Annotated in this window: 22 protein-coding genes and 3 pseudogenes; 12 read left to right on the top strand and 13 right to left on the bottom strand. The window is 40.2% G+C overall.

Annotation, left to right across the window (positions count from 1 at the left end; genetic code table 11):
* Positions 1-106 precede the first annotated feature (106 nt).
* The 3 genes from F972_RS07020 (at position 107) to F972_RS07010 (ending at position 2,756) form a co-directional block, all read left to right on the top strand.
* Positions 107-1,099, top strand: a complete 993-nt coding sequence (locus F972_RS07020; protein WP_004682100.1) for a DUF1852 domain-containing protein — start codon at positions 107-109, stop codon at positions 1,097-1,099.
* A gap of 31 nt (positions 1,100-1,130) precedes the next feature.
* Complete coding sequence (locus tag F972_RS07015) at positions 1,131-2,165, top strand: methionine synthase (RefSeq protein WP_004677272.1); 1,035 nt, start codon at positions 1,131-1,133, stop codon at positions 2,163-2,165.
* Positions 2,166-2,249: 84 nt separating this feature from the next.
* Positions 2,250-2,756: a flavin reductase family protein gene (locus tag F972_RS07010; RefSeq protein ID WP_010589514.1), complete on the top strand. Its 507-nt coding sequence runs from the start codon at positions 2,250-2,252 to the stop codon at positions 2,754-2,756.
* A 39-nt stretch (positions 2,757-2,795) separates the two neighbouring features.
* On the opposite strand, the pseudogene F972_RS07005 reads toward F972_RS07010, so the two are convergent.
* Positions 2,796-3,476, bottom strand: a pseudogene (locus F972_RS07005) (IS3 family transposase); the annotation flags it as partial.
* 173 nt (positions 3,477-3,649) lie between these two features.
* Here F972_RS07005 and F972_RS07000 point away from each other — a divergent pair.
* The 3 genes and pseudogenes from F972_RS07000 (at position 3,650) to F972_RS06990 (ending at position 5,729) form a co-directional block, all read left to right on the top strand.
* On the top strand, positions 3,650-4,246 hold the full coding sequence (locus F972_RS07000; RefSeq protein ID WP_004769358.1) for a nitroreductase family protein: 597 nt from the start codon (positions 3,650-3,652) through the stop codon (positions 4,244-4,246).
* 222 nt (positions 4,247-4,468) lie between these two features.
* A complete protein-coding gene (locus F972_RS06995; RefSeq protein ID WP_004682093.1) occupies positions 4,469-5,146 on the top strand; it encodes a YccT family protein in 678 nt (225 codons plus the stop codon).
* 118 nt (positions 5,147-5,264) lie between these two features.
* Positions 5,265-5,729, top strand: a pseudogene (locus tag F972_RS06990) (GNAT family N-acetyltransferase).
* Between the two features lie 140 nt (positions 5,730-5,869).
* On the opposite strand, the gene F972_RS06985 reads toward F972_RS06990, so the two are convergent.
* The 8 genes from F972_RS06985 to F972_RS06950 all read right to left on the bottom strand — a co-directional run bounded on the left by F972_RS06985 (position 5,870) and on the right by F972_RS06950 (position 11,713).
* On the bottom strand, positions 5,870-6,166 hold the full coding sequence (locus F972_RS06985; protein WP_004682089.1) for a cyd operon YbgE family protein: 297 nt from the start codon (positions 6,164-6,166) through the stop codon (positions 5,870-5,872).
* Positions 6,167-6,169: 3 nt separating this feature from the next.
* Positions 6,170-6,271, bottom strand: a complete 102-nt coding sequence (gene cydX, locus F972_RS15255) for a cytochrome bd-I oxidase subunit CydX (RefSeq protein WP_004653762.1) — start codon at positions 6,269-6,271, stop codon at positions 6,170-6,172.
* A 14-nt stretch (positions 6,272-6,285) separates the two neighbouring features.
* Positions 6,286-7,431: a cytochrome d ubiquinol oxidase subunit II gene (gene cydB / locus F972_RS06975; protein ID WP_004682087.1), complete on the bottom strand. Its 1,146-nt coding sequence runs from the start codon at positions 7,429-7,431 to the stop codon at positions 6,286-6,288.
* Entirely contained in the window at positions 7,428-9,005 is a 1,578-nt protein-coding gene (locus F972_RS06970) for a cytochrome ubiquinol oxidase subunit I (protein WP_004757992.1), read from the bottom strand. The genes cydB and F972_RS06970 overlap by 4 nt, the downstream gene beginning before the upstream one ends.
* Positions 9,005-9,196, bottom strand: coding sequence for a cytochrome oxidase putative small subunit CydP (gene cydP / locus F972_RS06965; protein ID WP_004677296.1), 192 nt, complete (start codon positions 9,194-9,196; stop codon positions 9,005-9,007). The genes F972_RS06970 and cydP overlap by 1 nt, the downstream gene beginning before the upstream one ends.
* Before the next feature lie 547 nt (positions 9,197-9,743).
* Positions 9,744-10,355: an OB-fold-containig protein gene (locus tag F972_RS06960; RefSeq protein ID WP_171062621.1), complete on the bottom strand. Its 612-nt coding sequence runs from the start codon at positions 10,353-10,355 to the stop codon at positions 9,744-9,746.
* 22 nt (positions 10,356-10,377) lie between these two features.
* Positions 10,378-10,683: a Rieske (2Fe-2S) protein gene (locus tag F972_RS06955; protein WP_010589426.1), complete on the bottom strand. Its 306-nt coding sequence runs from the start codon at positions 10,681-10,683 to the stop codon at positions 10,378-10,380.
* Between the two features lie 16 nt (positions 10,684-10,699).
* A complete protein-coding gene (locus tag F972_RS06950; protein ID WP_004682077.1) occupies positions 10,700-11,713 on the bottom strand; it encodes an adenosine kinase in 1,014 nt (337 codons plus the stop codon).
* Between the two features lie 176 nt (positions 11,714-11,889).
* Between F972_RS06950 and F972_RS06945 the strand changes: the two genes are divergently transcribed.
* Genes F972_RS06945 through F972_RS06935 form a run of 3 tightly spaced genes read left to right on the top strand, consistent with a single transcriptional unit; the run spans position 11,890 to position 16,544 of the window.
* Positions 11,890-14,829 (top strand): insulinase family protein, encoded by a 2,940-nt coding sequence (locus tag F972_RS06945; protein WP_004769356.1) that lies wholly within the window; start codon positions 11,890-11,892, stop codon positions 14,827-14,829.
* Positions 14,830-14,849: 20 nt separating this feature from the next.
* Positions 14,850-16,019 carry a phospholipase A gene (locus tag F972_RS06940; protein ID WP_004769355.1) on the top strand — a complete coding sequence of 390 codons (1,170 nt, stop codon included), beginning with the start codon at positions 14,850-14,852 and terminating at the stop codon, positions 16,017-16,019.
* On the top strand, positions 16,020-16,544 hold the full coding sequence (locus F972_RS06935; protein ID WP_004769354.1) for a cysteine peptidase family C39 domain-containing protein: 525 nt from the start codon (positions 16,020-16,022) through the stop codon (positions 16,542-16,544).
* A gap of 21 nt (positions 16,545-16,565) precedes the next feature.
* Here F972_RS06935 and F972_RS06930 read toward each other — a convergent pair whose 3' ends face one another.
* From F972_RS06930 to ilvA, 3 genes are all read right to left on the bottom strand, one after another.
* Positions 16,566-17,903, bottom strand: coding sequence for a TrkH family potassium uptake protein (locus tag F972_RS06930; protein ID WP_004757997.1), 1,338 nt, complete (start codon positions 17,901-17,903; stop codon positions 16,566-16,568).
* Position 17,904: 1 nt separating this feature from the next.
* Positions 17,905-18,555 carry a potassium channel family protein gene (locus tag F972_RS06925; protein WP_004769353.1) on the bottom strand — a complete coding sequence of 217 codons (651 nt, stop codon included), beginning with the start codon at positions 18,553-18,555 and terminating at the stop codon, positions 17,905-17,907.
* 165 nt (positions 18,556-18,720) lie between these two features.
* Positions 18,721-20,265 carry a threonine ammonia-lyase, biosynthetic gene (gene ilvA, locus F972_RS06920; RefSeq protein ID WP_171055713.1) on the bottom strand — a complete coding sequence of 515 codons (1,545 nt, stop codon included), beginning with the start codon at positions 20,263-20,265 and terminating at the stop codon, positions 18,721-18,723.
* A 98-nt stretch (positions 20,266-20,363) separates the two neighbouring features.
* Here ilvA and rpiA point away from each other — a divergent pair, with 98 nt between their 5' ends.
* Positions 20,364-21,035, top strand: coding sequence for a ribose-5-phosphate isomerase RpiA (rpiA, locus tag F972_RS06915; RefSeq protein ID WP_004682065.1), 672 nt, complete (start codon positions 20,364-20,366; stop codon positions 21,033-21,035).
* A complete protein-coding gene (locus tag F972_RS06910; protein ID WP_004682064.1) occupies positions 21,035-21,724 on the top strand; it encodes a YgjP family zinc-dependent metalloprotease in 690 nt (229 codons plus the stop codon). Before rpiA ends, F972_RS06910 begins: the two co-directional genes overlap by 1 nt.
* On the opposite strand, the pseudogene F972_RS06905 reads toward F972_RS06910, so the two are convergent.
* Positions 21,721-22,440: pseudogene (locus F972_RS06905) on the bottom strand (hypothetical protein); the annotation flags it as partial. The gene F972_RS06910 and the pseudogene F972_RS06905 sit on opposite strands and share 4 nt — an antisense overlap.
* 88 nt (positions 22,441-22,528) lie before the next feature.
* Between F972_RS06905 and F972_RS15250 the strand changes: the two are divergent.
* A protein-coding gene (locus F972_RS15250; protein WP_228127220.1) for an IS3-like element ISAba14 family transposase occupies positions 22,529-23,661 on the top strand; the annotation gives its coding sequence in 2 pieces (ribosomal slippage) (positions 22,529-22,781 and positions 22,781-23,661; 1,134 coding nt in all).
* Positions 23,662-23,674: the final 13 nt, after the last annotated feature.

The following is a 23,674-nucleotide window of genomic DNA, read 5'->3' as shown; positions in this document are numbered from 1 at the left end:
TTAAATTCACTTTTCTATGAAATTAACTCGTTTTTGTTCATGTGATGCTTTCGGTATAAATCACATCATTCAAGTTTTATCGTAGAATTTAGAGTGGTGGATCACAATGAGCAATGAGTTTGCATTTTCGATTAAGCGTATTCGTTTCGATGAAAATTACCGTCCCTCAGACAATACACGTATCACAACCAACTTTGCGAATTTAGCCAGAGGTGAACGTCGTGAGGAGAACTTGCGCAACACGCTAAAAATGATTGACAATCGTTTCAATGCCTTGGCACATTGGGATAATCCTAAAGCAGACCGTTATTCAGTTGAGCTTGACATCATCTCGGTTGATATTGATGTGGAAGGTAATGGTGAGACTTTCCCAACCATTGAAATATTGAAAACCAATATTGTTGATCATAAAACCAATAAACGTATTGAAGGCATTGTTGGCAACAATTTTTCCTCTTATGTGCGCGATTATGACTTTAGTGTCTTATTGCCAGAACATAACAAGCATCAAGCCAAATTTAGCCTGCCAGAAAACTATGGCGAGCTTCATGGTAAAATCTTTAAGTCTTTTTTAAATTCAAAATCTTATAAAGATAATTTCAGTAAACCACCTGTGATTTGTCTGAGTGTGTCAACCACCAAGACTTATCATCGCACTGCCAATCAGCATCCTATCCTGGGGGTGGAATATCAGCAGGATGATTATTCCTTAACTGATGAATATTTCGCAAAAATGGGCTTGCAGGTTCGCTATTTCATGCCACCAAACAGTGTTGCACCTTTGGCATTTTATCATCATGGTGATTTGCTGAGTGACTACACCGATCTTGAACTGATCGGCACGATTAGCACCATGGAAACCTTTCAGAAGATTTATCGCCCTGAAATTTACAATGCCAATTCGGTAGCAGCACAAAGCTATCAACCAAGCTTGAACTATCAGGATTTTTCACTGACGCAAATTGTCTATGACCGTGAAGAACGTAGCCGATTGGCGATTGAACAAGGCAAATGGACTGAAGAGCATTTTATCAAGCCATACCAAAATATCCTTGAGCAATGGGCTGCGAGCTACACCGATAAAACCGAAACCGCTTAAATTCACCAATTTATAGAAAAGATGATTGATCATGACGAAAATATTATTACCGACTTCAACTGCGGGTAGTTTGCCGAAACCATCTTGGATTGCAGAACCTGAGAAACTTTGGTCGCCTTGGAAATTAGAGGGCGATGACCTGATTCAAGGCAAACGTGATGCGTTGCTGGTATCCTTGCAGGAACAACTCCATGCAGGCATTGATATTGTCAGTGATGGTGAGCAGACCCGCCAGCACTTTGTCACCACCTTTATTGAACATCTGCATGGCGTTGATTTTGAAAAACGAGAAACGGTCAGAATCCGCAATCGTTATGATGCCAGTGTCCCGACTGTATTTGATGCTGTTTCTCGTCAAAAGCCAGTTTTTGTGGAAGATGCCAAGTTTTTACGTCAGCACACCACACAACCAATTAAATGGGCATTGCCAGGTCCAATGACCATGATTGATACGCTGTATGATGCCCATTATAAAAGCCGTGAAAAACTGGCGTGGGAATTTGCCAAAATCCTTAATGAAGAAGCTAAAGAGCTGGAAGCTGCGGGTGTGGATATTATCCAGTTTGATGAGCCTGCATTTAATGTGTTCTTTGATGAGGTGAATGACTGGGGTGTTGCGACCCTTGAGCGAGCAATTGAAGGCCTGAAATGTGAAACAGCGGTACATATTTGTTACGGCTATGGCATCAAGGCCAATACCGACTGGAAAAAGACGCTGGGTTCAGAATGGCGACAATATGAAGAAGCTTTTCCAAAGCTGAAACAGTCTAAAATTGATATTGTCTCACTGGAATGTCAGAACTCACGTGTGCCAATGGATTTAATTGAGCTGATCCGTGGCAAAAAGGTCATGGTCGGGGCCATTGATGTGGCAACCAACAGCATTGAAACACCTGAAGAAGTTGCAGATACCTTGCGTAAAGCACTTCAGTTTGTTGATGCAGATAAGCTTTATCCATCAACCAACTGTGGTATGACACCATTATCTCGTGAAGTTGCCAGAGGCAAATTGCATGCGTTAAGCGCAGGTGCGGAAATCGTTCGAAAAGAAATTTTGGGCAAATAATTTAGAATTGAGAACATGATGTAAAAGTGACCTGTTTAATGGCTGGTTAGGATTAAACAGGTCATTTTTATTGGGAATAAAATGATGATTGAAGCAATAGACTTTAGAAATGCAATGTCTTTATTGGCAAGTGCGGTCAATGTCGTGACTACGGCAGGCATGTCTGGTCGTTATGGTTTTACTGCATCTGCGGTGTGTGGTGTATCGGATAGTCCTGCGACTTTATTGGTCTGTATGAATAGAGCTGCGAGTTCGCATATTCATTTTATCGAAAATAAAATCCTAAGTGTCAATGTATTGGCTGAACATCAGCAACATCTTTCTACTGCATTTTCCTCTAAAATTAGTCCAGAAGAGCGCTTTAAACAAGCCATTTGGACAGAACTGGAAACAGGTTCACCGATTTTAACAGATGCTTTAGTTAGCTTTGACTGTGAGATTGAGCAAATTCAGGAAGTGGGCACACATAGTATTTTTATCTGCCGTATTGTTGCAATTCAACAAAGTCAGCAGGAGCAGGGACTGGTTTATTTTAACCGTGTCTATCATCATGTGGGGCAAGTGGAAATAGAGGTGGTCCCACTTGTTTGAACAACTAAAAGCTTATTTATAAGTGATATTTTGCTCTAGTTAAGCTACCTTATTTTGTTGTGGTAGTTGGTCATAGGAAAACTCATCTGGAGTCATTTTGTCCAGACTCGAATGAGGTCGTTTCAAATTATAAAATTCAAAATATGCGTTTAATTGCTTCTTCGCATCAAAAACATTGCTGTAGGCTTTGAGGATTTGGATGTCATTTGATTTCAATGCTTCAATAAATGCATCACTGGTAAATTGACTGCCTTGGTCTGTATTAAAGATTTCAGGTCGGCCATATTTTTTAATAGCTTCATTTAATGTTTATATACAAAATGCAACCTCCATACTCATCGATACCCTATGCGCAAGTACCTTGCGGCTATGCCAATCAATCACAGCACATAAGTAGACAAAGCCTTTTGCCATTGGGATATATGTTATATCCGTAGACCACACTTGATTACTCCGCTGAATACTCAATCCTTTGAGCAGATATGGATATTTACGCTGAGTTTGATTGGCCTGACTTGGATTTGGTTTACGATATAACGCATTAATGCCCATTTTCTTCATTAAAGTACGTGTATGACGTCGTCCTATAGGATGTCCTTGACGATTCAACAAATCACGCATCATACGGCTACCTGCAAAAGGGTATTGCATATGTAATTCATTCATACAACGCATCAGCTTCAGATCTGATGCACTTACAGGTTTTGGGCGATAGTAATAATGGAGTGAAAGAATATTTAAGTGAAATACTCGGTATATTTTTAGGTGCTGATAAGTGTTTCAAAAATAAAACGATCTGTCATGTTTTTTAGACTATTCCTAAAAAATGCATCGTTATACACTACATTTAATCTAAGATAACCCTCCAAAGAGCATAAAGTAGGAATAACAACATGAGTAACTTCTTAAATAGCATTAAATCGCGTCGTAGCATTTATGCAATTGGTAAAAATCTTACAGTTGACCAAGCAACGATTGAAGAAACAATTCGCGAAGCAGTAAAACAAAGCCCATCATCATTCAACTCACAAACTTCACGTGTTGTAACTTTATATGGTGAATCACACCATAAATTTTGGGAAATTGTTCGCGAAACTTTACGTAAAATGGTTCCAGCAGAAGCATTTGCAAATACTAGCGCGAAAATTGATAGTTTCTCAGCAGGTTTTGGTACAGCGTTATTTTATGAAGATCAAGATGTTGTAAAAGGCTTACAAGAGCAATTCGCATTGTATGCGGATAACTTCCCAGTTTGGTCTGAACATTCAAGTGCCATTGCACAGTTCGCAACATGGACAGCATTATCTGAAATTGGTGTTGGTGCATCATTACAGCACTATAATCCAATCGTGGATGCCGAAGTGGCTGAAACTTTTGATATTCCATCAAACTGGAAACTACGTGCCCAGTTAGTATTCGGTTCTATTGAAGCAGCTGCTGGCGAAAAAACCTATATGGATGACGCTGCACGTTTCAAAACTTTTAACTAAGTAAATATATGTATCACTAAAAAGAGCACTCAATGTGCTCTTTTTTTATTTAAGGTTTGTATTCGCCAAAAGAACTACGGTGCTTAGCATTAGAATTGATGTATATATCTTAAAAAAGCCAAATTGTTGGAATAGACAGTTTTGTTTTATGTCATAAAATGGTCATAATCGCAGAGCATAGTGCTTACGATTTCATAAATTGTTTATATCGAGAAGAGTCTAATGTCTTTAAGAGTTGGTGTTGCTGCTTTCGGGTTATTATTGAGTAGTTCAGTTTTTTCAGCAGTCACAATCACTGCACCTGAAGAAATCGTGATTCTTGCGGTAAATGGTCAAGAAGTAAATAATGGTTTAATTCCTTCAAAGAAAAATAACTATCAGGTTGATCCTGGGAACTTAACGGTAAATGTTCGTTACCGTGAATATTTTGAACACTTAAATGGTGAACACGATATTGTGAAATCTGGTGTGGTAACAATTCAAACAACAGATCTTAAAGATAATCAAACTTATAATTTGGCACTCGTAAATGCTCCAAAAGACTTTAGTCAAGCAAAAAAATTTGCTGAACAGCCTACGGTTGCTTTATATGATCAAAGTAAAAAACTTGTAGTACAGCAAACAGGTGCAAATAATGAAGCTCAACCGTGGTTTTCAGGTAATAGTTTATTAGCTCGTACCTTAGATTTAACCCAAAAAAATAAAAATAATGTTGTGAATCAACCTGCACCCGTCTATGCAGCTTCGACAACAAATGTAGCACCTGTTGCTGTAACAGCAACAACGGTAGTATCTGGCAATATAAAAACCACAGATCAGCAATTAGTAGAGTTGTGGCAAAAAGCATCGAAAGCTGAACGTCAAAAATTTATGGCGTGGTTAGCAGGGCAAACGAACTAATTGCTCAACTGTAAAAGAACCGATGTTATCATCGGTTTTTTATTGAGCGTATAAAATAGAAATGTCTTTAAACATTAGAACTGCAAAAATTGATGATGTAGCGCAATTGGTTGAATGAATCAATTTGGCTGATCGGGCTCAATCTGAGCGAAGTTGGACCACTGAAAAAGCATTTGTAGATGGAATACGGATTACCAATGAACAATTGAGTGGAGACTTGAGCTGATCAAATTTTAAACTGTTTATTGGCGAGAATGAACAAGGTTTGTTAGTTGCTTGTATTGGACTCAGTATTGATCATAACTCTGTTGAAATTGGAACTTTTGCGATTGATTCATCGATTCAAAACTTAGGATATGGCAAACAAATGCTCAATTATGTTGAAGTATATGTTGCACAGAGTTGTATGGAAGTTCGAGATTTAATTATGTATGTCTTAGATGTCCGCTCTGAGTTAATCGCATATTATCAGCGTCGTGGTTATCAGATTACAGGTCATACAGCGCCTTATCCTGTAAATGCAAATGTAGGTCAGCCGTTGGTGCCAATTCAGTTAATTGAAATGAAAAAGGCGATCATATAGTCTATTGATTATAAATTAAAAATTTTATTACTCAATATTTTAAATTACATTGTAATTACTTTGTGTATTATTAAATGATCATTCAAAACGACACAAAAAAAGAGGAAGCCATGCTTCCTCTTTATTTGATTTGTTAAAGATTAATTACCAATCCAAATATAATAGCCTAAGATCATCAGAGGCCATGCAATATAGGGACTAAATAACCATTTCCATAACCAAAATCTTGGTATAAACCCAACACCATGAATAAAACCGCCAGAAATACCGACCATGACGAGCATCAGCATACTGTGGTTGTAGTGACCATTGGCATCCAGCATCAATGCAGGATGTACCAATAAAATGGCAGCAAGGGGCAATGCCAACAAAAACGAAACGGTCATTGCAAGCACTTGTGCCTTACTATTCTTCGGTGTTGTCATTGCTTGAGCCATTACTTATTCCTCATCTAAATCTTGATGGTGTTCGATATAGAGCGCACTCAGTACACCTGCGAAGCACGCCATCAAAACGCCTAGAATCCATGCAAAATACCACATTTCACATCTCCTCATTAGTACAAACTATGTGAATTTTCTTCAATGTGTTTGTTAGTGATGACACCCCACATTTTGTAATAAGACCAAGAGGTATAGATCACAATGAGAGGAACAAAAATACAAGCAGCAACAGTCATTACACCAAGAGTTTTGTGACTAGAAACAGCATCCCACATCGTTAAACTTGATGTTGGATCGATACTTGATGGCAATAAGAATGGGAATAATGCAAAACCAGCAGTTAAGATCGCACCCACAATCATCAGACTCGTACCTGTAAAACTTGCAGCTGCCTTACGTTTTCCAGCACTAAGAATAACCAATAATGCACCTAGGATTGCAACAATTGGTGCAGCCATAGTAATTGGATAGGTTGAGTAGTTATTCAACCAACCATGGTTTGCATTTGTTACAACTTCTTTTGCAAGTGGGTTTAATGCAGCATTAGTATTCACAGCAGTAGCGTAACTATAGCCTGAGATATTTCCAAAGAATAACCAAGCGCCAGCCGCTAAGAAACATATAAGGAATACGATTGCCATAATTTGAGTTGCTTTAGCTGAACGGTTATGTAAATCACCATCAGTACGAAGCATTAACCATGCACCACCGTGAGCACATAACATCGACAAACTCACAATACCGCAAATCAGCGCAAACGGATTCAATAATGCAAAGAAGCTGCCTGTGTATTGAGAACGTAAGGTGTCGTCTAAGCTAAATGGTACGCCCAAAAATAAGTTACCAAATGCAACACCGAATACTAGTGCTGGTACAGCACCACCAATGCACAGACCCCAATCCCAAGAAGTACGCCATTGAGTATTTTCCAGCTTGGAACGATAGTCAAATCCGACAGGTCGCAGGAACAGGGCAAATAAAACCAATAGTAATGCCCAGTACATGCCTGAGAATGCGACGGCATAAACCATTGGCCATGCGGCGAACAGGGCACCGCCCGCAGTAATAAACCAGACTTGGTTACCATCCCAGTGTGGTGCAATGGTGTTGATGGCGGCACGGCGTTCAGAGTCGGTTTTGCCTACAAATGGCATCAGTGCCATTGAGCCCATGTCGAAACCATCTGTGAGGGCAAAGCCAATCAGTAATACACCAACCAATACCCACCAAATAATTTTTAGGAGTTCATATTCGATCATGATTGAGCCTCCCCAGTTTTTGCTGCTAGTTTCTCAAAATGATATTTACCAGTATGCAAAGAACTTGGACCTAAACGAGCAAATTTGATCATTAAGTACATTTCAATAATGAGCAGTACCGTATAGAACGCAGCAAGTGCAATAATTGATCCCCATACATCACCTGTGCTTAAAGAAGATGCAGATAGATGTGTTGGTAAAACTTCACCAATAGACCATGGTTGACGACCACCTTCAGCTACATACCAACCTGTTTGAATTGCAATCCATGGTAGTGGAAGAGCAAATAGAGCAAATTTAAGTAACCACGGTTTTGTTTCGGCATTACGTTTAGCGACTGACCACGCAGCCAGTAGGAAAAGTAATAACATTAATGCACCAGAAGCCACCATCGCACGGAACGAGAAGAACAATGCAGCGACATTTGGAATGGTATCTTTAGTTGCTGCTTTGATATGTTCTTCAGTTGCGTCAACAACATTCGGTGTATATTTCTTTAATAGCAGACCATAGCCTAAGTCTTTTTGATTTTTTTCAAATGATGCAAGTAACTCTGGGGACTGATCGCCCGCACGGAGTTTTGTTAATTCGCTATACGCCACCATACCATTACGAATACGGATTTCATGCTCTTTCATCAAGTCATGTAAGCCAGTAACTTCTTTGTCTGTCGAGCGAGTTGCAATCATCCCCATAACATATGGAATTTTAATTGCATAATCGGTACGCATTTCTTTCTGGTTAGGAATACCAAATAAAGTAAATGCGGCAGGTGCGGGTTCAGTGTGCCATTCAGCTTCAATTGCAGCGAGTTTAGTTCTTTGCACATCACCCAATTCATAACCTGATTCATCACCAAGTAAAATGACGCAGAAAGTTGAAGCTAAACCAAAAATTGCAGCAATCGCGAAAGAGCGACGAGCAAAGGGCATATCACGTTTCTTTAGCATATAATAGCTTGAGATGGCGAGTACAAAAACTGCACCTGTGACATAACCGGCAGAAACGGTATGTACGAATTTTACTTGAGCGACTGGGTTGAAAATCAACGCTCCGAAGTCTACAAGTTCCATACGCATGGTTTCATAGTTAAATGCGGCACCGACAGGGTTTTGCATCCAACCATTTGCGATGAGAATCCACAAGGCAGACATATTGGAGCCAATCGCAACTAGCCAAGTTACAGCTAAGTGTTGAACTTTAGAAAGACGATCCCAGCCAAAGAAGAATAGACCAATAAAAGTCGATTCTAGGAAGAAAGCCATTAAGCCTTCAATTGCAAGCGGTGCACCAAAGATGTCGCCTACATAGTGAGAATAATAAGCCCAATTGGTACCAAACTGGAATTCCATCGTTAGACCAGTAGTTACACCTAAGGCAAAGTTAATCCCGAAGAGTTTCCCCCAAAATTTGGTCATGTCTTTGTAAATTTCTTTACCAGAAATCACATAAGTGGTTTCCATAATGGCAAGAATAAACGCCAGACCTAGAGTGAGAGGGACGAAAAGAAAGTGATACATTGCGGTCATTGCGAATTGGAACCGCGAAAGATCGACCACGCTTTCAGAAATCATCAACGTGTCTCCTGAGTTTTGGACATATCGCCAGCAATACGCTCGGCGACTTCATTGTTAAAATCTTTTGGAATCGTTGGGGCATCAAACCAGATATGTTTAACCACCATGAGAAGCACAACTTTAATAATAAGAATGATTGTGATCTCTCTGATTAATCTTCGATTTGGATCTTGAGAACTCATGTTCATAGAACTTCGCCTCATATTTAAAAACATGTAAAACATTATTAAATAAAATTCATTAAAAATAAACCTTTAAGGGCTTTAAAATGAATTAATTTAATATTTTTATAAAAATCAATTAATTATATAAAATTTGATCAAATTTTGAAAAATATTATTATTACCCAACTAAAATAATATGAATTAATTTAAAAAACTGATTAAAACAGTTGTATTTATATTTTTAAATCTGATTAAAAAGGTTTGGTTTATAATTAATTTAAGAAAAATTAAACCAACTAAAATAGTATGGGTATAAAAAATATAATATTTACAATCATTTAAGTAATTGATTACACAATTAAGTAATTCTTATAATGGATTCTGCACAAAACCTAGTGTATTGGTAGAGTTTGGTTTAAAAAATGTGTGAAATATCATCCTTCATTTTGGTTTGAAAGTTAGATCAATAGATTGATGAAAATGGAAGAGGGAATTGCAATATTTATAAATTTTCTTTTTGTAACATATTGTAATTTTTGGTGGGGTGCTCAAAATTTTAACGATATAGGTCTTACTCTGCGGTGAATAGCTTATTTGATATGGAGATTTTTTTAGCAATATAGTACGAATTAGATTTCTGACTGATTAACAACACTTGGGATTGTAATTCCAGTTCACCATATTCAGGCTCAACCTGAACATAGTACAGTTGACCAAATTCATTGCGAACACGTGCTTGCGCAGAGAAGCCTGGACGTGCATTTCCCGTTGAGATTGTTGCTAAGCGACCCACTAGATTGATATGTGAATGTGTGACTTTAGGTTTAATCACTTGGTCAAGACAATGAATCATAAACACAGTAAAAAAGATGTCGATAATCAAAGCAGGAACAAATAAGTAGTAAGGTGAGATGAAATAATGCTGTAAGGCAAAAAAAGAAAGCTCTAAGAAATAACCTGCAAAACTGAAATTGATCAGTAAAAAAACAAAGATGAGATACTTGGAGAATTTAACATCGAGTAGCGGTGAATTAAGTAACCATTCAGGTGTCAGCTTTTTGACCAGATGACTTGGCCGCAACCCAATAAAGATGCCAATTGTTTCCGCAATGCTGAGCAAAATCAAAGCCACTACGCTCATGTGAAATGGCATAAGGTAGTAATTTAAAAAAAACTCAGTCATCGCAGAATTCATGATTTAGGCACTAATCAATATAAATACCACCATCAGAGTGTACTTCCAAATTTACTTTTTCAAGGAATTCACCTAGACATGGACCCGAAATACATTCACCTGTTTCTACAGAGAACAAGGCACCATGTGTAGAACATTGAATATATTCACCGTCCTGATCCAGAAATTGATTCTCCAGATATTCAAGCTCAGTTTGCAAATGCGGACAAAGATTATTATAGGCATAAAATTGTCCGTCACGCTGGGTGATGAAGATAGTCTTTCCTTTCATGGTGTCATATGCACGTGCTTCACGTTCAGGGACTTCCTCAGTCATGCAAATCTTTTCCATGTTAAGCACATTCCTGTTGTGTGGATTTGAATTGTTCGAATAGCTTGGCGTAGTTTTCGACAGCCAAACGTGGGCCGAATTGAGCAACAACCTCACTGGAAATTAAAATGGCAAGCTGGGCAGCCGCTTCCAGACTAAGGCCTGCATTAATGGCATATAAAAATGCACCCGCAAAGGCATCACCCGCACCATTGGTATCCACAGCATCAACATGCCGTCCAGCCACATGGAACTGTTGGGCTGGATCAATAATCACCGCACCATTTGCGCCTTGCGTGATGACGATATGCTGATTGTTTGATTTTAATGCTGCAATGGCATCATCAAGATTTTCTGTATTGGTAAACATCAACGCTTCCTGTTCATTACAGAACAGTAAGTCAACGCCATCATCCAGTAATTCTTCCAAACCTTGACGGGCATATTGCACCATTGCTGGATCAGAAAGGGATAGGGCGATTTTCACCCCATGCGCTTTTGCAAGCTCACGGGCCTGTTTGACCGCGATACGCGCCGTATCACTGGTTGATAAGTAACCCTCGATATAGAGCCATTTTGCAGTTTTTAACGGTTCAAAATCGATTTGTTCAGCAGTTAATTCAGCGGTAATGCCTAGATAGGTATGCATGGTACGTTCTGAATCAGGACTGATCAGTACCATACAAGTTCCTGTTACGCCTTCACTGATTGATTGGGTTGTGGTCTGGATACCAGCATCATTTAAACCATTCAGATAAATTGAACCCAGTTCGTCGTTACCTACACGGCATCCGTAAAAAGCTGTACTACCTAAAGCACTGAATGCAACAGTTGTGTTTGCAGCCGACCCACCACTTGCTTGACCCTTGTAGCTTTGAGTATCTTGTAATTGTTGATATAAAGCAGCTTGAGTTTCACCATCGGTCAACTGCATTGTGCCTTTTTGCAAAGCCTGCTGTGTTAAAAACTCATAAGAAACTTTAAATTCTTGGTCAATGAGTGCATTTCCAATTGCAAAAAGATCAACAGTTGCCATGTTTGTCATCACAGTAAAAATCAAAAGCTAAAGTTTACACCAATGCATTGACCATCACACCTTGCTTGCTGAATTTTTCTACAAAAACATACCAATTTACATGGATATCCGTGCATATTCTTCGGTAGACTCTCTATAATCAAGAATGTTAATTAAATAGATAAATTGGAGATCACATGACTGTCGATGTTTCTGAAAGCATTACTCAAACCATTCACCCTGCGTTTCAGCTATTACGTCAACACCATGTAGAAGCACTTGATATTCACGTTTCAGAATATAAACATAAAGTAACTGGTGCTGTTCACTACCATTTGGCCACAAATCACGATGAAAATGTATTTTTGGTGGCATTTAGAACGCAGCCGATGGACTCAAAGGGAACCGCCCATATTTTAGAGCATACTGCCTTATGTGGTTCTGAGAAGTTTCCAGTCCGTGATCCATTCTTTTTAATGATTCGCCGTTCATTGAATACCTTTATGAATGCCTTTACCGCGGCAGACTGGACGGCCTATCCATTCGCAACACAAAATAAGAAAGATTTTCAAAACCTGTTGTCGGTTTATCTGGATGCTGCCTTTGCCGCAAACCTGAATCCTCTGGATTTTGCCCAGGAGGGAATCCGTATTGAGTTAGAGAATGATCAGGCGGTTTATAAAGGTGTTGTATTTAATGAAATGAAAGGGGCTATGAGTTCGCCAACCGATCAGCTTTATCATCAACTGGCCTATCATTTATTCCCTGAAACCACCTATCACTACAACTCTGGCGGTGATCCAAAAGAAATTCCAGATTTAAGCTATGAGCAATTGGTTGAGTTCTATAAAACCCATTACCATCCAAGTAATGCGGTGTTTATGACTTTCGGCAATCAAAATGCTTATGATTTACAGGAACAGTTTGAAACATTGGCTTTACATAAGTTTTCCAAAGGAACGACTTTATATTCCACACCTGAGAAGCGTTTAACCGCGCCCATTGAGGTGACTGAATCCTATGCGGTGGATAGTGAAGACCTGAAAGACAAGACCTTTCATGTGATGTCATGGTTATTGCCTGAAACCAGCGATATTAAGCTGCGCTTAGGCATGCGTCTGGTTGAGGGGATTTTGCTGGAAAATTCAGCTTCGCCGTTGCGTCATTATTTGGAAACTTGTGGTTATGCACAGTCCACAGGGCCATTGATGGGTGTGGATGACAGTAATTTTGAAATGACTTTCTATTGTGGCGTACAAGGTTCAAATGCAGAATATGCTGAAAACTTTAAGAGTGGCGTATTAAACATTCTACAGGACGTTGCATCCAAGCCTGTTGATACCGATTTGGTCGATGCAATTCTGCATCAGATTGAATTGCATCAACGTGAAATCAATGGCGATGGCACACCGTATGGCTTAAGCCTGATCCTAAATGGTTTGGGCAGTGCCATTCACCACAATGACCCGATTCATGTCTGGGATGTGGATTCTGCGATTGAACAGGTTAAGGAAGAATTGAAAGACCCAATGTGGTTGTCTAATTTAATTCAAATTCATTTGTTGGATAATCCGCATCGTGTACAAATGACTTTGGTTCCTGATGCAACTAAATCAGTGAAAGAGCAACAGGCTGAACAGGCTCGTTTGGCTGAGATTACCGCAAACCTAACTGAAGATCAGAAAATCGAGATTCAGGAAAAAACTGAGGCATTGAAAAAGCGTCAAGATACGCCTGATGATCTTGAGCTATTGCCAAAAGTGGGGCTGGAGGATGTGCCAGCAGACTTGCATATTGTGCAAGGTCAATTGCGTGAAATTATCTGTAATGGTCTGGATACACCATTAAATCTTTACCATGCAGGTACCAATGGTATTTATTATCAGCAGGTCTTGATTCAAATTCCTGACGACATTGTGCAATCACCGTATTTCAACTTACTTTCAATCTTGATGGGCGAAGTAGGGGCAGGTGAATATGACTATCTTGAATTGCAGCAACTCCAGACCGCAGTCAGTGGTGGACTGGGTATGGGGGCATCGCTACGCAGCAAGGTAGATAATAAGGATCGGATCAGTGCATGGCTGACCCTAACCACCAAGTCATTAACGCAGAAGCTTGATGCCATTCAGTTATTAAAACTGGCATTTGAACAGCTTCGCTTTGATGAGAAAGACCGTATCATCGAATTATTGCAGCAACGGAAAACCCGTTGGCAATCACGTTTGTCTGGTTCAGGGCATAGCTATGCGATGCAGACTGCCTCACGTCAAATGAGTGCACTTGCTCGCCGTGACTACCATAATACAGGTTTGGGTGCGCTGAACTGGCTGAGTGATTTAGTCACTAAGATTGATCAGGATGAAGATGCCTATCATGCATTAATTGCTGAATTACAGGCAATTCATCGTAAACTATTGCAGGCTCCTAAACAGTTCCTATTGGTGTGTGAAGAGCATCACTCTGACCGTTTAGTGGAAGAGGTGCAAAACGTCTGGGATAAGTTGCAAGTCAATAAAGAACCTGTCACTTTAACTCAAGTTGAACAAGTCAATACAGCAAATGATGAAGCATGGCTGATCCAGACTAATGTGCAGTTCTGTGCTTCCGCCTATCAGGCAGTTGATGTTGCCCATGCTGATGCTGCACCATTAATGGTGTTGGCTGCCTACCTGCGTAATGGCTTTTTGCATAGTGCCATCCGTGAAAAAGGTGGAGCCTATGGTGGTGGAGCCAGTTATGATGGCAATGCCTGCTCATTCCGCTTCTATAGCTACCGTGATCCACGATTGGCGGAAACATTTAATGATTTTGAAGCCAGTGTGCAATGGTTGCTGAATACAGAACAGCAGCCGCATCAACTTGAAGAGGCGATTTTAGGTCTGGTTGCCAGTATGGATAAGCCTGGTTCACCTGCTGGTGAGGCAATTACAGCGTGTTATGCGTTGCTGCATGCCCGTACACCGAAATTCCGTAAAATGCTACGTGAACGCCTGTTAAATGTGACTCTGGATGATTTAAACCGTGTGGCAAAACAGTATTTGTTGCAACAAAAACCTGTGAAAGCAGTGGTTGCACCATTTGCAAAACGTGAAGAACTACAGCAACTCGGATTTAGTATCCAACAGGTCAATTAAAATAAGAATCGGAGAAAAGTATGGCGTTCAAATCTTTTGATCGGGGTCATTTGGAGCTTAGTGTGGTGGCTATACTAGGTTCTATAACCACCTCATTTACCCATGCACAGGAAACGGCGCCAGCCAGTCCTGCAACAGTTGACGCCTGTGTGGCATTGGCTTCAAATGCTGAACGTCTGGCTTGTTATGATGCGCTTTTTAAAGCACCGACCATTATTGAGCCACAGGTTCAGGTGGCTGAACCTGTGATTGCTGCCACATCTGTACCTGTTGCTGAAACCAATGAAAAAAACAAGCCTGAATCTTTAAAGGATAAGGTGGTTCAAAAACTCAGTGACCTACATTTGCTGGGTGCTGCGCCTAAGTTTGATCCGAATGTTTCCTTGCTGGATCGCCGTTGGGAGCTGTCAGAAGAAAGTAAGTTGGGCGTATGGAATATTCGTGCCTATCAACCTGTTTATTTACTGCCAGTGTTCTGGACCAGTGATAAGAATGAATTTCCAAGCAGCCCAAACCCACAAAATACCGTCAATAAGAAACAGGAATTAACCTCTAGTGAGGCAAAGTTCCAGATTTCCTTTAAGACCAAGGCGTGGGAAAACATCCTGGGTAATAATGGCGATTTATGGATAGGTTATACTCAGTCTTCGCGTTGGCAGGTTTACAACTCTGAGGAATCACGTCCATTTCGTGAGACCAATTATGAGCCTGAAGCAAGTTTAATGTTTAGAACCAATTATGAAATTTTAGGTCTAAATGCACGTTTGCTAGGTGTCACCTTAAATCATCAATCCAATGGTCGTTCTGATCCATTATCACGTAGTTGGAACCGTGTAATTTTTAATTTAGGGTTTGAAAAAGACAATTTTGCTTTGATGCTTCGCCCTTGGTACCGTGTCGAAGAAAATGCCAAAGATGATAATAATCCTGATATTAAGGATTATATTGGTCGTGGTGATTTAACAGCATTTTATCGCAAGGGAGAAAATGACTTTTCTGTTATGCTGCGTCATTCCCTTAAAGGTGGTGATAAATCACATGGCGCGGTGCAGTTTGACTGGGCATTTCCAATCAAGGGCAAACTGCGTGGTCATTTACAACTCTTTGATGGATATGGTGAAAGCCTGATTGACTATAACCACCATGCAACCTATGCAGGTTTGGGTGTGTCGTTAATGAACTGGTATTAAATGGGTTTAAATATTCCAGAGCCATTATTGCAGCTTGAGGCAAATTGTGGGGTGTTTGCGGTCTGGCTGATCATAAAGCAATATCAAACCCATATTGATATTGCTGACCTGATTCAATTATGTCGCCATGATCAGGAAGAGGGAACATTTACCATTGCCTTGGCTGTGGCCCTGAAAAAATTGGGATTTGAAGTGTCGCTGTATACTGATCCTGACCCAAATATTGATGAGAAAGAACAGCAAAGCTATGTTGCTGCACAACTTCTACAGATTCCCATTCGGGCTGCCTTGACTTATACAGAGATTCAACAGGCATTTGAAGCGGGTAAATTTGTGATTGTATTTTATGATACCTTGCAGGGTGTTGGGAATCAGTCCTTGATCTATTCAATTGATGAAAAGGAAATCAGTTTTTGTGATCATTTTGACGTCATGTCAAAAACTGTATTTGAGCAGCAACGCCAAGCCGAGGGGATTTGTCGACAAGCCCTTGTGGTTGAGCAGGGAAATATATCAATTTTCTAGCTAGCCTCAATTTTGGACAATTTACCCAATCTGAATGTTGGCAATGGCATGTTTTAAACGGCTTTTCTTTGGCGTTGCAATTAAGTAGGCGAGGGTCAGTGGACCCAAACGGCCTGTATACATCAGTAAACTTAAGACAAATAAACTGCCATCATGCAGTTCACCTGTTGCGCCACGCGATAGGCCCACAGTACATGCAGCCGAAACCACCTCAAACATCAGGTCAAGTGCATCCATTTTAGGTTCTAGCAGCAACAGGATGAAACAACCTGTAAATACTAGCATCCCTGTAATTGCGGTAACTGCAAGTGCTTTATAGGTAGTTTCCTGTGATACAGAATGGTTGAAAATGCGAATTTCCTCATTGCGTCTTAAAAATGAAATCACACATAACACCAGAATAACGAAAGTGCCCACTTTAATGCCGCCTGCTGTACTCAGGGAGCCACCACCAATAAACATCAGCAACATGGTGAGTAAGGCGGTGCTATGCTCCATCGCACCTGTATCAATGGTATTGAAACCAGAAGAGCGGGGAACTGTGGCCTGAAACCAGGCATTCATGGCTTGTTCACCCAGACTCATAGAACCTAAAGTCAGTGGGTTATTGGATTCTAATAGCCAAATTAAAACAAAAGCCACTAGATTCAGGATGGCGATTGTACTGAGAATCAGTTTGCTGTTCGGTGTAAGTTTGCTCCAGCGTTTATTTTGCTTGATGTCAATTAAAACCAGAAAGCCAATTCCACCCAAGGTATATAGTAAACTGATGGTGAGGCAAATGAGATAATGGCTCTGGAAGCTCATTAAGTTATTGTCAAATAATGAGAAACCCGCGTTGTTAAAAGCGGAAACACTGTAAAAAACTGCATAATATAGTCCACGTGCAAAGCCGTAGATGGGCGTAAATGAGGCAGTTAATATAACCACGCCAATTAGTTCAAAAAATAGAGTATAAATCACCACACCTTTGGCGACAAAAGTCACTTTGGAGAGACTAGTCTGTCCTAAACTGTCCTGTGCCATCATTTGCTGTTTTAGACCAAGTTTTGGGGCAAGGCTTAATGCCGCCAAAATTGCAAAGGTCATAAAACCTAAACCACCAGACTGGATTAGTAACAAGATAATAAACTGCCCAAAATGGTTGAATGATTCACTTAGATTCACCACCGATAAACCTGTAATCGTTACCGCAGAAGTGGCAGTAAACAAGGCATCCATCCAGCTGACATTGCCATTATTGGCAAAAGGCAGTTTCAATAATATTGTCCCAAGCACAATAAAACTAAGAAAACCGATTGCCAACAATGAGGGTGGACTCAGGTTGAATATCTTCTGGGAGTTTATTTTTATTGCCATTTTATAAGAAACATCCTGAGAGTTTTTTAAGATGATGCAGTGAACCCTCTAAAATCAGGATGTCACCTGCCTGTAAAGTAAAATTGCTATCGGTTTCATAAATCAGCTGTTGATTCCGTTTCAATAATAATAATTTAATATGTGGTTCCTGTTGCAGAATACCTGATAGGTTTACATTTTTGAGTTTATCCTGTACATGAAGCTTAATAATATAATGTTCGTCGCCTAAATCCATATAACGGCTGACCATCGGATAATTTAATGCCTGTGCAACCCGAACCCCCATATCTTCTTCAGGATGAATAATTTTACTGACGTGTAAATGTGACAGAATGGTGTGGTGTGCTTTGGTTTTGGCTTTAACCAAGATTTTTTCTACACCTAAATTTTTTAAATTTAAGACGCATAAAATACTGGCTTCAATATCTTCACCAATCGCGACCACCACGGCATCGCAATTTTGAATATTCAGTTCATCCAAGACGTGTTCATCAGTTGCATCTGCAATAACGGCATGGGTGATCTGATCCGATATGTTTTCAACATTGCGCTTAATGGTATCAATACCGATGACATCATGTTTTAGTCGAGTGAGTTCTAGCGCAACAGTTGCACCGAAACTTCCTAAACCAATCACTGCAAACTGTGCCATATCTGTCCTTAACTAAATGATAAAAATATCTTTTTATTTATTCTAAGATGGAACAGTTGGTCTGTTTGTAATGATTTTGTTGGCGTCAAAAAAAGTGAATATGAAAAGATCGTACTGTAATAAAAGTAAAGCCAACGCATGGTCGGCTTTAGCTGATGATTCGTTTTATTTAAGAAAGCGCCGATAACCGATATTGTTGCTGATTTCTGCATATGGATAGGTAATCTGTTCCAGTGTTTCAATCAAGCCATCAGGATTCTGTTTGGCATCAGTCGCCTGTAGCCCCACCAGTACACGTCCTTCAGCGGCACCGTGGTTACGATAATGAAACAGGGTGATGTTATGTGTTGGGCCTAAACGTTCAAGGAAAGTCAGCAAGGCACCTGGGCGTTCTGGAAACTCAACACGGAATAAACGTTCATTTTCAAGATTGGCATGACCACCAATCAAGTAACGAATATGTAGCTTTGCAACTTCATCATCCGATAAGTCATCAACATCATATTGTTGCTTGAGTAATTCATGGATTTCGTGACGTTCAGTTTCACCACCTTTCAGGCTAATCCCGACAAAAACCTGTGCCTGATTGCTGTCACTGGTCCGATAGTTAAACTCGGTGATGTTACGGCCTTGCAGGGCACGGCAGAATTGCAGGAAAGCACCTTTTTGCTCAGGAATGGTAACCGCATAAATCGCTTCTTTACGCTCGCCCAATTCAGTTCGTTCTGCAATATAACGCAGACGATCAAAATTCATGTTGGCACCACAAACAATTGACACCATGTTCTTGTCTGTTAATTGATGTTCTGCCACATATTTCTTGATTCCAGCCAATGCCATTGCACCTGATGGCTCAACAATACAGCGGTTTTCATCATATGTGTCTTTAATCGCCGCACAAATTTCATCTGTATCAACCGTGACAATAACAGGTTCAACAATCGGACCTGAGCTGTCTGATTTCATTAAGCGAATCATTTTAAATGGTAATTCACCAATCTGGGCTACCGCCGTACCATCCGCAAACAAACCCACATGCGGTAAAATCACACGTTCATTGCTTTCAAGTGCGGCTTTTAGACAGGCGGATTCCTCATATTCAACCCCGATCACTTTGACATGAGGTGCAACCTCACCTAAATAGGCGGCGACACCTGCAATCAGCCCACCACCACCTACAGCAACAAAGACATATTCCACGTCACGCCATTGACGCAACAATTCGTTGGCAATCGTGCCTTGCCCAGCAATCACTAGTTCATCATCATAAGGAGGGATAAAGACTAGGCCCTCAGCTTCAGCACGTTGTTTGGCATATTTATTGGCAATATCAAAACTGTCACCGTGCAGGACAACCTGACCCCCCAGATTTTTTACTGCTTGTACCTTAATGTCTGGCGTGGTACTTGGCATAACAATAATGGCAGGGATGCCGAGTTTTTTTCCAGATAAAGCCACACCTTGCGCATGGTTACCCGCAGAGGCACAAATCACACCACGCTCTAATTGATCTTTGGGAAGTTGGCTGATACGGTTATAGGCACCGCGCAGTTTGAACGAAAATACAGGCTGTAAATCTTCACGTTTAAATCGAATGTTATTGTTAATTTTTTGACTAATTCGTGGAGCTGCTTCAAGCGGTGTTTCAATCGCAACATCATAAACCGTTGCTTGTAAAATTTGTCGTACCACACGAGACAGCATGTTCATCTTCCCTATAATAGTTTAAAATAGGTGAACATTGTAGCAAACCCCTGTGCATTTGCGCTGTTTTCTTGCAGCAAATGTCAAAATAGTTGAGTGAAGTCATGAGTCTATATGCAACCCAAGATGAAAAGAAACAGGCTGCGGCAAAAGCGGCATTGAAACATTTGCCCAAAGGCGGCATCTTGGGTGTAGGAACAGGAAGTACCGTCAATTTTTTAATTGATTTATTGCCTGAATTGCAGTTAGAAGCAGCTGTGGCGAGTTCCAATACAACGGCTGAGCGGCTGAAAAAAATTGGGATTGAAGTGGTTGACATGAACTCGGTGGGTGGTTTGGATGCCTATGTGGATGGTGCAGACGAAATTGACCGTCATATGCACATGATCAAGGGCGGTGGCGCAGCCTTGACCCGTGAAAAAATTGTGGCTTCAATTGCCAAGAAGTTTGTATGTATTGTGGATGACTCAAAATGGGTGGGGCAATTGGGGCGTGATTTTCCATTGCCTGTGGAAGTTATTCCAATGGCACGTTCTGCGGTTGCCCGCAAGATTGTTGCTTTGGGTGGTGACCCAGTTTACCGTGAGGGTGTTGTCACTGACAATGGTAATGTAATTCTGGATGTTTTTAATCTCAATATCTTAAATGCCATCGAACTGGAAAAAACACTCAACAATATCCCAGGTGTGGTGACTAATGGTATTTTTGCCTTAAATGCAGCAAGTATTGCGGTTGTTGCGACTGATCACGGTATTGAAGAACGTATAGCGCAATAATGGCTCTGCTTTCATTAAAAGCTCAATTACCTGAAATTAAAATGATTCGACATGCCAGCGCGCGAAGTTTGCGCCTGCGTGTTGAACCGACAGGTATTCGTTTAACAGTTCCTTTATTTTGTACCAAGAAACAGATTCAGCAGTTTTTAAATCAATCAGAGCAATGGCTGATTGAAACCTGGGATAAACAGCAAAAACAATTAAATTTAACAGCTGCTTTTCCAGAACAGATTAAATTATTTTATCATTTACAGCCATTTCAAATTATTCATCAGCAACAACGCAATATTTTTAAGTTCGACTGGGTACAACATATTTTGTTCATTCAAAATGAACAACCTGAAAAGGCTTTACAGGCTGCAACACTTGCCTATGCAAAACAATTTTTACCTGAATATTTAACCCACATCAGTCAGGAAATAGGTTTGCCCTATCAAAGATGTACAATTCGAAAGCCTAAAACACGATGGGGAAGTTGTAGTTCAAGACAGGATATTATGCTTCATGCGGCATTGGTGCTTATGCCTGAGCAGAATGTTCGCGCAGTATGTGTGCATGAGCTGGTTCATACACGGCATTTTGATCATAGTCCTGCGTTCTGGAATAGCGTAAGTCAACATGATCCAGAATATTTACATCATCGCAGGCAATTGAAAAGTATCCAGTTGCCTGCGTGGTGGTATGTCTAGCTAAAACTACATTGTGCTTGAGTTTCTTGTAACTGTTCATCAGGTGCTTTACGGCTATCGAAACCTGCCTGTGCACTTAATACCTGATTGGCCTTAATGTGAACCTGTACAAATGCATATTTTAACGAATCATTATTTGGCTCAGGAGAACTACTGTTCAGTAAATATTCAGATTTTGTTGGATCTGGAAGCTGTAATAAATTATCCGTACTATCCGCATCCAAAACTGAGCGATACAATTTTGAATCCTTAATCAGCTCCAGTGCGCCATTGGCACGAATATTTAACTGACATCCATTCGATTTATCTTCGTAATGACCAATTAAGTACTCGATGGAGGGTAGATTGGGGTTGACCAGATTGATGCCAGTTATGCCTTGCTTACATGGATATTTTGAGTCATTGCAACTTCCAGTTGTGTCTACAAAACCAACAGCACGCCGATAGTCACCAGCACCAGCAACACGGAAAGAGGAGGTGGATTCAAGTATGGGGTCTTCACCTACGTAGCTTTTTTGCTGTAATAGGGCATAACCTGTCGGATTCAAGTTTTGCTGTTGGTAATTAGTTGCTAGTTCAAATACTGCTGCTTTTAATGAGATGCCATATTGATCTCGAATAACTTTTTGATTGGCTGTGATATTTAATAATGTATTTTTAGCTGGATCAATATTTTCAGGAGCAGCAGGGATAATGGAGCTTAAATTTGCTTGATCAGAGGTGGATCAGGAAATTTGAACAACAGCTATAAGTGATATTTTGCTCCCCAAATGATGTTATAAACATCGATATAAGGAGTATTTTATGGCACGTAGACCAAGAAGAAATCATTCAAATGATTTTAAAGCTAAGGTAGCACTTGCTGCGATTAAAGCAGAAAAAACACTTGCTGAATTGAGTGCTGAGTTTGATGTTCATCAAAACCAAATTATTGACTGGAAAAATCAATTGATCTCAGCTTCCTCGCAAGCTTTCGATCAATCAAAAGCTCCAACAGAACCACCCATCGATCTAAAAAAACTACATGCAAAAATCGGTGAGCAGGCATTAGAAATTGATTTTTTAGAAGGTGTGTTGAAGAAACTGGGCCGCTTCAACCACAAAAGTTAATCGACGACTCACTTCAGATTTCAGTATCTAAACAAGCTAAGCTGCTGAAAGTCTCCCGTGGTTGTTATTATTATCGCCCAAAACCTGTGAGTGCATCAGATCTGAAGCTGATGCGATGTATTGATGAATTACATATGCAATATCCTTTTGCAGGCAGTCGTATGATGCGTGATTTGTTGAATCGTCAAGGACATCATATAGGACGACGTCATACACGTACTTTAATGAAGAAAATGGGTATTCAGGCGTTATATTGCAAACCAAATTTAAGCCAGGCTAATCAAGCTCACCGTAAATATCCATATCTGCTCAAAGGATTGGCTATTCAGCGCAGTAATCAAGTGTGGTCTACGGATATAACGTATATCCCTATGGCAAAAGGTTTTGTTTATTTATGTGCTGTGATTGATTGGCATAGCCGCAAGGTACTTGCGCATAGGGTATCGATTAGTATGGAGGTGGATTTTTGTATTTCGGCTTTAAATGAAGCGATTGAAAAATATGGTCGACCTGAAATATTTAATACAGACCAAGGCAGCCAGTTTACCAGTGATGCATTTATTGATGTATTGAAATCAAATGGCATTCAAATCAGTATGGATGGTAAAGGTCGATGGGTAGATAATGTGATGGTTGAACGATTATGGCGGAGCGTTAAATATGAAGAGGTGTATCTCAAAGCTTATAGCAGTGTCACAGATGCGAAAAAGCAATTGAGTGCATATTTTGAATTTTATAATTTGAAACGGCCTCATTCGAGTCTGGACAAAATGACCCCAGATGAGTTTTACTATGACCAGCTACCACAACAAAATAAGGTAGCTTAACTAGAGCAGAATA

The organism is Acinetobacter sp. CIP 102529 (genome assembly GCF_000368325.1).
Taxonomy (GTDB): Bacteria; Pseudomonadota; Gammaproteobacteria; order Pseudomonadales; family Moraxellaceae; genus Acinetobacter; species Acinetobacter parvus.
The sequence above is the reverse complement of the archived record's forward strand: the minus strand, read 5'-3'. Positions and strand labels throughout refer to the sequence as shown.

What these genes read in the sequence shown, in the direction of transcription:
- F972_RS06910 (WP_004682064.1), top strand. Translation starts at nt 21,035, where the DNA reads ATGGCTCTGCTTTCATTAAAAGCTCAATTACCTGAAATTAAAATGATT.
- F972_RS06985 (WP_004682089.1), bottom strand. Translation starts at nt 6,166, where the DNA reads ATGGCTCAAGCAATGACAACACCGAAGAATAGTAAGGCACAAGTGCTT.
- F972_RS06935 (WP_004769354.1), top strand. Translation starts at nt 16,020, where the DNA reads ATGGGTTTAAATATTCCAGAGCCATTATTGCAGCTTGAGGCAAATTGT.
- F972_RS06925 (WP_004769353.1), bottom strand. Translation starts at nt 18,555, where the DNA reads ATGGCACAGTTTGCAGTGATTGGTTTAGGAAGTTTCGGTGCAACTGTT.
- F972_RS06960 (WP_171062621.1), bottom strand. Translation starts at nt 10,355, where the DNA reads ATGACTGAGTTTTTTTTAAATTACTACCTTATGCCATTTCACATGAGC.
- rpiA (WP_004682065.1), top strand. Translation starts at nt 20,364, where the DNA reads ATGAGTCTATATGCAACCCAAGATGAAAAGAAACAGGCTGCGGCAAAA.
- F972_RS06950 (WP_004682077.1), bottom strand. Translation starts at nt 11,713, where the DNA reads ATGGCAACTGTTGATCTTTTTGCAATTGGAAATGCACTCATTGACCAA.
- ilvA (WP_171055713.1), bottom strand. Translation starts at nt 20,265, where the DNA reads ATGAACATGCTGTCTCGTGTGGTACGACAAATTTTACAAGCAACGGTT.
- F972_RS07010 (WP_010589514.1), top strand. Translation starts at nt 2,250, where the DNA reads ATGATTGAAGCAATAGACTTTAGAAATGCAATGTCTTTATTGGCAAGT.
- F972_RS06995 (WP_004682093.1), top strand. Translation starts at nt 4,469, where the DNA reads ATGTCTTTAAGAGTTGGTGTTGCTGCTTTCGGGTTATTATTGAGTAGT.
- F972_RS06945 (WP_004769356.1), top strand. Translation starts at nt 11,890, where the DNA reads ATGACTGTCGATGTTTCTGAAAGCATTACTCAAACCATTCACCCTGCG.
- F972_RS07000 (WP_004769358.1), top strand. Translation starts at nt 3,650, where the DNA reads ATGAGTAACTTCTTAAATAGCATTAAATCGCGTCGTAGCATTTATGCA.
- F972_RS06940 (WP_004769355.1), top strand. Translation starts at nt 14,850, where the DNA reads ATGGCGTTCAAATCTTTTGATCGGGGTCATTTGGAGCTTAGTGTGGTG.
- F972_RS07020 (WP_004682100.1), top strand. Translation starts at nt 107, where the DNA reads ATGAGCAATGAGTTTGCATTTTCGATTAAGCGTATTCGTTTCGATGAA.
- F972_RS06930 (WP_004757997.1), bottom strand. Translation starts at nt 17,903, where the DNA reads ATGGCAATAAAAATAAACTCCCAGAAGATATTCAACCTGAGTCCACCC.
- cydX (WP_004653762.1), bottom strand. Translation starts at nt 6,271, where the DNA reads ATGTGGTATTTTGCATGGATTCTAGGCGTTTTGATGGCGTGCTTCGCA.
- F972_RS07015 (WP_004677272.1), top strand. Translation starts at nt 1,131, where the DNA reads ATGACGAAAATATTATTACCGACTTCAACTGCGGGTAGTTTGCCGAAA.
- F972_RS06955 (WP_010589426.1), bottom strand. Translation starts at nt 10,683, where the DNA reads ATGACTGAGGAAGTCCCTGAACGTGAAGCACGTGCATATGACACCATG.
- cydB (WP_004682087.1), bottom strand. Translation starts at nt 7,431, where the DNA reads ATGATCGAATATGAACTCCTAAAAATTATTTGGTGGGTATTGGTTGGT.
- F972_RS06970 (WP_004757992.1), bottom strand. Translation starts at nt 9,005, where the DNA reads ATGATTTCTGAAAGCGTGGTCGATCTTTCGCGGTTCCAATTCGCAATG.
- cydP (WP_004677296.1), bottom strand. Translation starts at nt 9,196, where the DNA reads ATGAACATGAGTTCTCAAGATCCAAATCGAAGATTAATCAGAGAGATC.